The 9,555-nt window shown below is 74.5% G+C and carries 4 protein-coding genes and 2 pseudogenes; 3 read left to right on the forward strand and 3 right to left on the reverse strand.

What is annotated here, in order from left to right:
• Positions 1–71: 71 nt before the first annotated feature.
• Positions 72–266 (reverse strand): hypothetical protein, encoded by a 195-nt coding sequence (locus AB0C22_RS21365; protein WP_208570806.1) that lies wholly within the window; start codon positions 264–266, stop codon positions 72–74.
• Between the two features lie 206 nt (positions 267–472).
• Positions 473–2,020 (reverse strand): annotated as a pseudogene (locus AB0C22_RS21370) (hypothetical protein); the annotation flags it as partial.
• 373 nt (positions 2,021–2,393) lie between these two features.
• Here AB0C22_RS21370 and AB0C22_RS21375 point away from each other — a divergent pair.
• From AB0C22_RS21375 to AB0C22_RS21385, 3 genes are all read left to right on the forward strand, one after another.
• Positions 2,394–3,605, forward strand: a complete 1,212-nt coding sequence (locus AB0C22_RS21375) for a polysaccharide biosynthesis protein (protein ID WP_357536595.1) — start codon at positions 2,394–2,396, stop codon at positions 3,603–3,605.
• Positions 3,595–6,156 carry a DUF5005 domain-containing protein gene (locus AB0C22_RS21380; protein WP_357536597.1) on the forward strand — a complete coding sequence of 854 codons (2,562 nt, stop codon included), beginning with the start codon at positions 3,595–3,597 and terminating at the stop codon, positions 6,154–6,156. The genes AB0C22_RS21375 and AB0C22_RS21380 overlap by 11 nt, the downstream gene beginning before the upstream one ends.
• Before the next feature lie 422 nt (positions 6,157–6,578).
• The gene (locus AB0C22_RS21385) at positions 6,579–8,402 is read left to right on the forward strand and encodes a VanW family protein (protein ID WP_357536599.1); all 1,824 of its coding nucleotides are present in this window, start codon (positions 6,579–6,581) and stop codon (positions 8,400–8,402) included.
• A gap of 109 nt (positions 8,403–8,511) precedes the next feature.
• Here the strand turns inward: AB0C22_RS21385 and AB0C22_RS21390 are convergent.
• Positions 8,512–9,147, reverse strand: a pseudogene (locus tag AB0C22_RS21390) (NADPH-dependent F420 reductase); the annotation flags it as partial.
• Positions 9,148–9,555: the final 408 nt, after the last annotated feature.

A 9,555-nucleotide genomic window follows, 5' to 3' on the forward strand; every position in this document is an offset into this window, starting at 1 on the left:
TCGGGTCCGGCGGTGCCGCCGGTCGGGCGGACGGATCCGGCAGGGTCACCGGTCGCGCAGGTGGAACAGTCCTACTTGGTGCCGTAGACCAGCGGCTGGTTGGCACCACCGTTGCCGCCGCCGGACTCGGTGCGGGCGGCCTGCTCGGCCTTCGCCGCCTCGGCCGCCGACGTACCCGTCAGCGTGGTGGCCAACGCCACCGTGCCGAAGGCACCCAGAGCGATCGCGGCTACCGCGACCAGAACCAACGAGAGAGCACTGCGCATGGTGCTGTTTTCCTCCTCGTGAGCTGCGTGCGCGGCACGTTACCACCAAGTAGCCCACACCGGGAGAGTCGCGCGGGTGATCACCGCCGGCCCGCCGGGCGGCCCGGAGCGCCGGTGACCGGACCTCGGCCCGCACCCGCCCGTTGTCGGTGTCGACGGCCGCCCCGCCGCCCACCCGGGACGGCTGACCGCTCCGGTCAGCGCCCGGCCGGATTCTCATAGAGGGTGAGGTCCACACCGGCGTACACCTCGCGCAACCCGACCAGCGCCGCCGGGTCGACCCGCTGGCCGTCGACCGTCCGCTGCACCACCACCCAGCGCACCCCGGTCACCGCGACCGGGCCACCGGCGGCCAGCACCCGGCCCACCTCGGCGGCACGCGGGTTCTCCCCCCGCACCCCGGTCGCGCCCACCCAGAGGGTGTCGTCCACCAGCACGTCGGCGTCGACGTAGCGGGGCAACGGGTCCAGCACCGTCCGGCCGTCGTTCCACGGGTACGCCCGGTAGGCCCCGAACGGCAGTGACAGCACCTCCCCGGACCGGCCGTCGAGCCGGCGGGCCACCGCGTCCCAGTCCGCCGGGTACGTCACCGGGCGCAGCCGGCCCGCCGCACCGAACGCCAGATCGGGCAGCACCACCACGGGCAGCAGCAGGACGGCGACGAGCAACGCCCGCGCGCCACCGGTCGCCCCCCGGGCGGCGACCCGGTCGGCCAGTCGTTCCGCGCCGAGCGCCCCGGCCACCACCAGCAGCAGCGCGTACGGGATGAGGAACTTCTGCCCGTCGCGCAGCACCCCGGCCCCCGGCACCGACGCCACCGCCCACCCCAGCAGGGTGGAACCCCCCGGCAGCACCCCCAGCAGGGCGGTCAGGAATCCGGCGGCGGCCAACCCGGCGAGCCGGTCCGCCACCCCGACCGGCCAGCGTCCGCGCAACGTCCGGACGCCGTACCCCGCCAGCACCAGCAGCAGCACCGTCGCCACCGGCGTCAACGGCGACGAGCGGCTCAGCGGGGTGGTCTGCCCGTTCCAGATCCCCCCGGTGCCGGCCAGCGCGCCGAACACCCCGCTCCAGTTCTCGGCCCGCGCCGCGAAGGCGGCCACCCCGGCCGGGTCGGTCCGGGCGTCCGCCGCGCTCAACCCGGCGACCACCAGCCACGGCAGGTTCAGCACCAGCAGCGCGCCGACGGCCACCGTGGTCGTCCGGGCGGCACCCCGTCGGGCGACCAGCACGGCGACCGTGACCAGGGCGATCAGGCCACCCGTCGGGGTCACCACGGCGGGCAGCGCGACCAGCAGCAGCCGGCGCAGCCCCCCTGGCCGGTGCACCCGGATCGCGGCGTCGACCAGCCACGGCAGCGCCCCGTACGCCAGCAGCAGCCCCCAGTGCCCGATCAGCAGCCGCTCCGCCAGGTACGGCGTCCAGGCGTATCCGACGGCGGCGACCACCCGCACGACCGGCTGCCCGGTGGACACCAGCCGGCCGGCCCCGATCGCGGCGAGCAGCAGCACCCCGGCCAGCACCACCCGTTGCAGCAGCCATCCCGGCACCGCCTGGCTGGCCAGCGAGACCAGGGCGTCCAGCGGCACCGCCCGGGGCAGCGAGTCGACCGGGGCGACCAGCTCGGCCCGCCACGGCTGGTGGGGCACGAAGACCATGTCATAGCTGAGCACATAGCCGGGCGCGGCCAGCGGAGCCAGCACCAGCGCGGTGACGGCCAGCCCGGTGGCGACGAGGATCGACCTCTCCCGCAGGGGTTGACCTCCTCACTAGGCTGACCCGGCGATCGGCGCCGGCGTGGCGACACTGTACTTGCGCTGCTGGTGACCGGCGGAGCCGGCGACCCGGGACGGTCACGGGCGGGCAGCGGACGACCGGCGCGGCCGGCGACACGGAGCGGTGATGGGCACAACATCGGACGACGGGCACGGCCGGCGACCCGGGGCCGTCGGAGGACCCGAGGCCCCCGACGGGCACAGCCGGCGACCCGGCGACGTCACGGGCCGGGGTCCGGGCGACGGGCCAGGTCAGGGATCAGGCGACGGGCCAGGTCAGGGGTCGGTCGACGGGCCAGGTGCGGGGTCGGGCGACGGGCGCGGTCGGACGGTCGGGATCGGCGTCGCCGGGGTGGCCGTCACCCTGGCCGGGGTCTTCGTCAACGGGCTCGCCTACGTGGTGCCGGTCCTCGCTGCCCGGCACCTCGCCCCGGCGGAGCTGAGCGCGCTGGCCACCCTGCTGGCGCTCGGCGCGATCGGCGGCGTGGCCAGCACCGGCCTCCAGATCGCGGTGGCCGTGCACCGGGCCCGGCACGGCCGGGCCGCCACCGCCCGCCCCACCCTGCTGACCGTGGCGGTGACCGCCGCGCTGCTGGCCGTGCTGCTGCCGGTGGCCGCCGTCGGGCTGCGGCTGACCGGCCCGGCGGTGCTGCTGCTCGGGGTGCTGACCGTGGCGGTGGTGGCCGCCGGCCGGTGGCTGGGCGAACTCCAGGGCGACCAGCGTTTCCTGCGGCTGGCCGGCGGGATGGCGCTACTCGCCGCCGGCCGCTACGGCGGGATGATCGCCGGACTGGCGCTGGGCGGCGGGTTGACCGGGGCGCTGCTGGCCGGGGCGGTCACCTCCGTACTGGTCCTGGCGCTGCTGGTCCGGCTCAACCGGGGGGCCGGTCTCGACCCGGTGGCCCCGACCCTGACCACCCGCACGGTGCTCACCGCCAGCGGGGCGACCCTGGCGATGCTCGTCGTGTCGTACGCCGACCTGCTGCTGGCCCGCCGGTTCCTGCCCCCCGACGCCTCCGGCACGTACGCGGTCGGCACGGTGCTGACCAAGGGCGCGTTGTGGGCCCCCCAGGTGGTGACGGTCATCGCCCTGCCCCGGCTGGCCCGCGGCGACCGGGGGACGCTGCGCACGGCGCTGCTCCTGGTCGGTGCGGCCGGGGCGGCGCTGGTGCTCGCCTCGGCGCTGGCCGGCGGGCTGGCGTTCGGGCTGGCCGGTGGCCCGGAGTACGCCCGGTACGGCGGCCTCGCACCGCTCTTCGCCGCCACCGGGGCCCTGTACGCGTTGGTCTTCGTGCTGATCAACGCCCGGGTCGCGGCGTCGGCCCGGTGGCCCTCGGCACCACTGTGGATCTCCACGGTCGGCTTCGTGGCCGCGACCGCCACGGTCGTGCCGCACACCGTCGCCGGTATCGCCGGGGCGGCCCTGGTCACGGCGACGGTCACCGCCGTCGGCACCGCAGTGTCGACAATCCACCGCAGAACGGATGCGTCGGTCGCCTCCACCCTTCCGACGGCTACCGTCGCCGTCCCGGGTCGTGACACCCTGCCGGTAGGTGACCGGTAGACGGGGGTTTCTGGTGGCGGTGGTCGACCCGGTCCGGCAGCTGGCCGGCGTCCGCCGTGGGCTGACCGGCACCCGCCGGCCGGTGCGCTGGCTGCTCGTCGTCGGGCTGCTCGTCCTGCTCGCCACCGTGCCCGGGGCGGCACCGCACCGGGCCCTGCCGGACAGTGGGCCGGTTGCCGCCCGGCTGACCGCCGCCTTCGACGACTACGGCGACACCTCCGGCCGGTGGAACGGTGCCGACCGGACGGCCTCGGTACGACTGCCCGACGGCCGGCTGCTCTGGCTCTTCTCCGACACGTTCCTCGGCCCGGTGCACCCCGACGGTTCCCGGCCCCGCACCGCACCCTTCATCCACAACTCGGCCATCGTGCAGCGGGGCGACCGGCTCGCCGAGACGGTGCACGGCGGCACCACCGAGGACCCGCGCGACCTGGTGCCCCCGACGGCACCCGGCGAGTTCTCCTGGATCGGCGACGCCACCGTCTCCGGCGACACCCTCCAGGTGCTGGTCCACCGCTACCGGCGCACCGGCCTCAGCCCGCTCGACCACACCCTGGTCGGCACCGCACTGGCCAGCTTCGCACTGCCCACGCTCACCCCCACCGGGGTCCGCCCGTTGCCACTGGGCGCCCGGGTCTCCTGGGGTTCGGAGCTGCTCCGCGACGGCGGGCACACCTACGTGTACGGCACCGAGGCGGCCGGCGGGGCGAAGTTCGCCCACCTGGCCCGGGTGACCGGGGACGACCTGACCGGCCGGTGGGAGTTCTGGACCGGTGACGGCTGGTCCACCGACGACCGCGCCTCGACCCGGCTGCTCAGCGGCGTCGGTACCGCCTACGGCGTACAGCGGATCGGCGGTCGGTACGTGCTGGTCACCCAGGAGAACAACCTGGTGTTCAGCGGCGATCTGGTGGCCTACTCGGCCGACGCGCCGACCGGCCCGTTCACCGGCCCGGACTACCTGCACCAAGCCCCGGAGACCGCCGCCGGTCACCTGGTCTACGACGTCGACCTGCACCCGGAGCTGGCCCGCCCCGGTCGGCTGCTCCTGTCCTACAACGTCAACGACGTCGACGACTCGGTCACCTACGCCGACGCGGGCCTCTACCGGCCGCGTTTCGTCGAGCTGGTGTGGCCCCGCGACCGACCGGAGCACGCCGACCTCCCCCCGGCGCCGTCGACGCTCACCGCCCGACCGGGCGGCGCCGGCACCGCCGAACTGGACTGGCCGCCGGTACGCGCCGACGACGAGCTGCGCTACCAGGTGCACCGGCGGGACGTCACCGCCGGCCAGACCCACTTCGTCCGGATCGGCGAGCCGACCACCACTCCCCGGTTCTCGGCCGACTTCCTGACCAACGGGCACGACTACGAGTTCCGGGTGAGCACGCTGGGCCGGAGCGGCGAGAGCGCACCCTCACCGGTCGGCCGGGTGACCGCCACGGTGCCGCCACCGCCACCACCGCAGGGCCTGCGGGCGGTGCCCGGCCGGGCCGGTGACGTCGCACTGGGCTGGGAGCCGGTGCCGTTCGTCCAGCTCTTCCGAGTGACGCAGCACGACCTGGGCACCGGGGAGGAGACCACGGTCGGCACCTTCACCGGCACCACCGCCACCGTCGGGTTCCTCCGGCACGCGCACACGTACGCGTTCACCGTGGTCGCGGTCGGTGGTGGCGGGGACAGCCCACCGTCCGAGCCGGTCCGGGCGACCGCCCTGGTCACCCCGCCCGCCCCACCGCCGGGGCTGGTCGCCGTCGGGCAGCCGGACGGCACCGTGCGGTTGTCCTGGCGGACGCTCGGCCCGGGTGTCTCCTACCGGGTGTGCCGCCGCGACCTGACCGCCGGCACCCCGCAGGACGGCCCACCGGCGGTGGAGGTCAGCGCCGGGCACGTCGCCCGGCACCTGACCCACGGCCACGAGTACGAGTTCACAGTCGACGCGGTCAACGACGGCGGAGCGGGGGCCCGGTCCGCGCCGGTGCGGGCCCGCGCCCGGTTCACCGCCCCCACCGTCGCCCCGACGGACCTGCGCGCCGAGGCCGGGGTCGGCAGCGTGGAGCTGACCTGGCGCGCTTCGGTAGCCGACGGGTGGCACCGGGTGTACCGGCGGGACGTCAGCGCCGGGGAACGCGACTTCACCGCCGAGGAGATCCCCACCCGGGGCACCCGGGCCGTCGTGCCGGGGCTGCGCAACGGGCACGAGTACGAGTTCACGGTGGCCGCGACCAACCAGGCGGGTGCGGGCCCCCGCAGCGCACCGGTCCGGGTCACCCCGCAGTTGCCCACCCCGACCGGGCTCGACGTGACGGCCACCGGCAGCGGCGAGGTCCGGTTGACCTGGCGGTCGGCCGGGCCGGGGTTCGCCTACCGGGTGCACTGGCGCGACGCCACCACCGGGGAGCGGTGGCGGGTCGGCCCGTACCCCGTGTGGGAGACCCGGCACCAGGCGGTGCTGTTGGCCCGGGGGCACGACTACCGGTTCCGGGTCGCCGTGACCGACGGGCGGGACGACGGGCCGCCGTCCCCGGAGGTCGGCGTCCGGGTCCGCTGATCGGCGGGCGTCGACCCTCGCCGACCCCGCCTCCGCTTCCGCCGTTCCGACCCTGCCCGCGACCGTCCCGGCCCCGCTTCCGCTTCCGCCGCGAACGTCCCGACCCCGCCACGGCCCCCGGCGTGCAGACGCCACGGGGTCGCGGTGGCCGGCGGCGGCCGGCTGATCGGGGGGTGCGCAACTGTGCCGCCAGCCACTCCGGGTCACCGCGCGACGCCCCCGCCCGGCCGATTCGTCCGCCCCCGCAGGGCGGCCCCGGTCGGCGCATCCGGACACCGTGCCACGATCGGTCATACACCGTGTGACCGGCTACGACACGCGGTGGTGAGGATGGCCGGACGCACGCTGTCGGCTGGCCGTCCGGTTGGCTACCGTAGGTGTCCCTGGGGGCCGCAACCCCCCACGTGGTACGTCCGATCGAGGTGGCTGTGACCCTGTACGGCGACAATCAGGTCTCCGACGACCGCCCCACGGTGCAGGTCACCGCGGTGAGCTGGCCGGGCGAGGACGAGCCTCCGACGGCTGGCGGGGCCGCAGGCTCGGGCACCGGAGGTCGGCCGTGGTGGCGACGCGGGCGGGTGCTGCTCGCCGGTGGCGTGACCACCGCGGTGCTGGCCGGGGTGGTCGGCGTGGGCGCCTGGGCGTACGCCGGGGACGTCCCGCGCGGCACGAGCGTGCTCGGCACCGAGCTGGGTGGCCGCAGCCGCGCCGACGCGGCCAAGGAGCTGCGGGCAGAGCTGGAGAAGCGCGCCGGCAGGCTCAACGCGCCGTTGACCGTGGTGGTGGGGGAGAACCGGGCGGAGGTCAATCCCGCCGACGTCGGCCTGACGGTGGACGTGGACGCCACCGTCGCCGCCGCCACCGACACCCAGGCGCACCCGGTGGACCGGCTGTTCGGCTCCCGTACGGTCGAGCCGGTGGTGACGGTGGACGCCGCCAAGCTGGACGCGGCGTTGCGCCAGATCCTCGGTAAGCAGGGCCGGGACATGACGATGCCGGCGATCATCTTCACCGGCACCACCCCGAAGCCGGTCTACCCCAAGCCGAGCCTGACCCTCGATGCGGAGCAGTCCGCCCGGGTGGTCCGCACGGGTTGGCTGGCCGGGCAACCGGTGACGGTGCCGGTGGTGGAGAAGAACCCGGTGACGACCCGGGAGGAGGTGGACCGGCTAGTCGCCGAGCTGGCGAAGCCGGCCGTCGCCGCTCCGGTCACCATCACCTCCGACAAGGGGTCGGTGAGCGTCCCACCGGCGGCGATCGCCCGCGCGCTGCGCTTCTCGGCCGACGACGAGGGGAAGCTGACGCCGAAGGTCGACGTGAAGCGGCTCCGGTCGGCGCTGGGCAGCAAGCTGGCCGCGATCGAGTCGACGCCCAAGGATGCCGGTCTGACCATCTCGGCCGGCAAGCCGAAGGTGGTCCCGGGGCGGGCCGGGAAGCAGCTCGACTCGGCGGCGCTGAGCCGGGACCTGCTCGCGGTGCTACCGAAGGCGGACGGCCGGACGGTCACCGGGCAGCTGAAGGAGGCCGAGCCCGAGCTGACCGAGGCGAAGCTGGCCGAGCTGGGCATCAAGGAGCGGGTCTCCACCTTCTCCACGAAGTTCCCCGGCGGGTTGTCCTCACCGCGCAGCCAGAACATCATCCAGGCGGCGAAGGACGTCGACGGCACGATCGTGCAGCCGGGTGAGACCTTCTCGCTGAACGCGCACACCGGCGAGCGCGGCTACGCCCAGGGCTACAAGGACGCCCCGGTGATCCTCGGCGGCAAGCTGGTCCCCGGGGTCGGCGGCGGTGTCTCCCAGTTCACCACCACCCTGTTCAACGCCAGCTACTACGCCGGCCTCCAGGACGTCGAGCACAAGCCGCACTCGTTCTACTTCAGCCGCTACCCGGCGGTGATCGAGTCGACGATCTTCTGGCCCGACCTCGACTTCAAGTTCCGCAACAACACCCCGCACGGGGTGCTGATCGACACGGCCTGGACCTCGAACACGATCACGGTGTCGATGTGGAGCACCAAGATCTACGACAGCGTGAAGACCGAGTACGGCCCACGCCGCAACGTCACCAGTCCCAGGACCGTCTACCTGGAGCCCGGCCCGACGTGCATCGCTGCCGCCGGCAGCACCGGTTTCACCCAGGACGCGTTCCGGGTCATCAAGAAGGACGGCAAGGTCGTCAAGCGGGAGAAGTTCAGCTGGACCTACGACCCCGAGCCGAACTTCGTCTGCGGTCCCAAACCCTCCTGATCCCCCTCACCTCTCCCCACCCGCCCGCTCTGACCCGGGTGGGCTGGGCACGGATGAGCCCCGCCGGCGACACCGGCGGGGCTCTCGTGCTCTTTCGGGTCGGCCCCGGTCAGGGGCGGGCGTCGGCGAGTCCCTGGCGGACGCCCTCGGCGTCGCGGTCGGTCCCGTAGACGGGGGTGTCGGGCTGCTGCCGCCAGCTCTCGTCCAGCGTGCCGGCGTCCACCGGGTCGAAGCCGAGCGCGTCGACGAGCTGCATCACCACCTGCTTGGCGTCGTCGTCGTCACCCGCCACCGGCAGCGCGATCCGGTCACCGGCCCCGGCCGGCTTGCCGTGGTCCATCAGGTGCGCGGCCTGGATGTTGTTGAAGGTCTTCACCACCCGGGCGCCCTTGAGATGGTCGGCGGTCCACCGGCTGGAGCTGAGGCTGCGGTCGAGCAGCTCGGCGATGTCACCGTCGCGCTGCGGGTAGTAGTTGTTGGCGTCGACGACGATTTTGCCGTCGAACGGTTGGGGCGGCAGCCCCGGCACCGCGAGCAGCGGGATCGCCACCACGACGAGTTCGGCGTCCTGGACGGCCTGGTCCAGCGTGCCGGCGGTGGCCCCGGTCTCCTGGGCCAGCTCGGTGAGGCTCTGCGGGCCCCGCGAGTTCGCGACTGTCACGTCGTGCCCGAGGGCGCTCAGCCGCCGGGTGAGGGTGCCGCCGATGTGCCCCGAACCAATGATTCCGATCTTCATGACCACTCCTGCCTCCGCCGGTCCCGACGGTCAGTTCCGGTCGTACGGTCAGCAGGTACCCCGCCCGGTCCGCTGCGATTGCGGACACGACGTACTCCACGTCACGTTTCCCGCCATGCTGGGTGTGGGTCCCTCCGGAGCCGGGTCCCGCATCGACGGTACGAGGTGAAGCCCGCTGCTCGGGGCGATTCACCGAAGGCGGCACCAGCTCCGGACGCGGGTCCCCGTGGCTCTACGCGGGCCCCCGTGGCTCTGGACGCGGGCCCTCGTGCTGCCAGGCTGCACCGGTCCCGCGGCCGTGCCGGTGGACGGTGTGACCCGGTGGCGTGTTCGGGGCGTGAAAACAGTTGAGGCCGACCCCGAAGGGTCGGCCTCAACCAAAGATTGTCCGGCGGTGTCCTACTCTCCCACACCCTC

The organism is Micromonospora sp. NPDC048894 (assembly GCF_040649765.1).
Lineage (GTDB): Bacteria > Actinomycetota > Actinomycetes > Mycobacteriales > Micromonosporaceae > Micromonospora > Micromonospora antibiotica.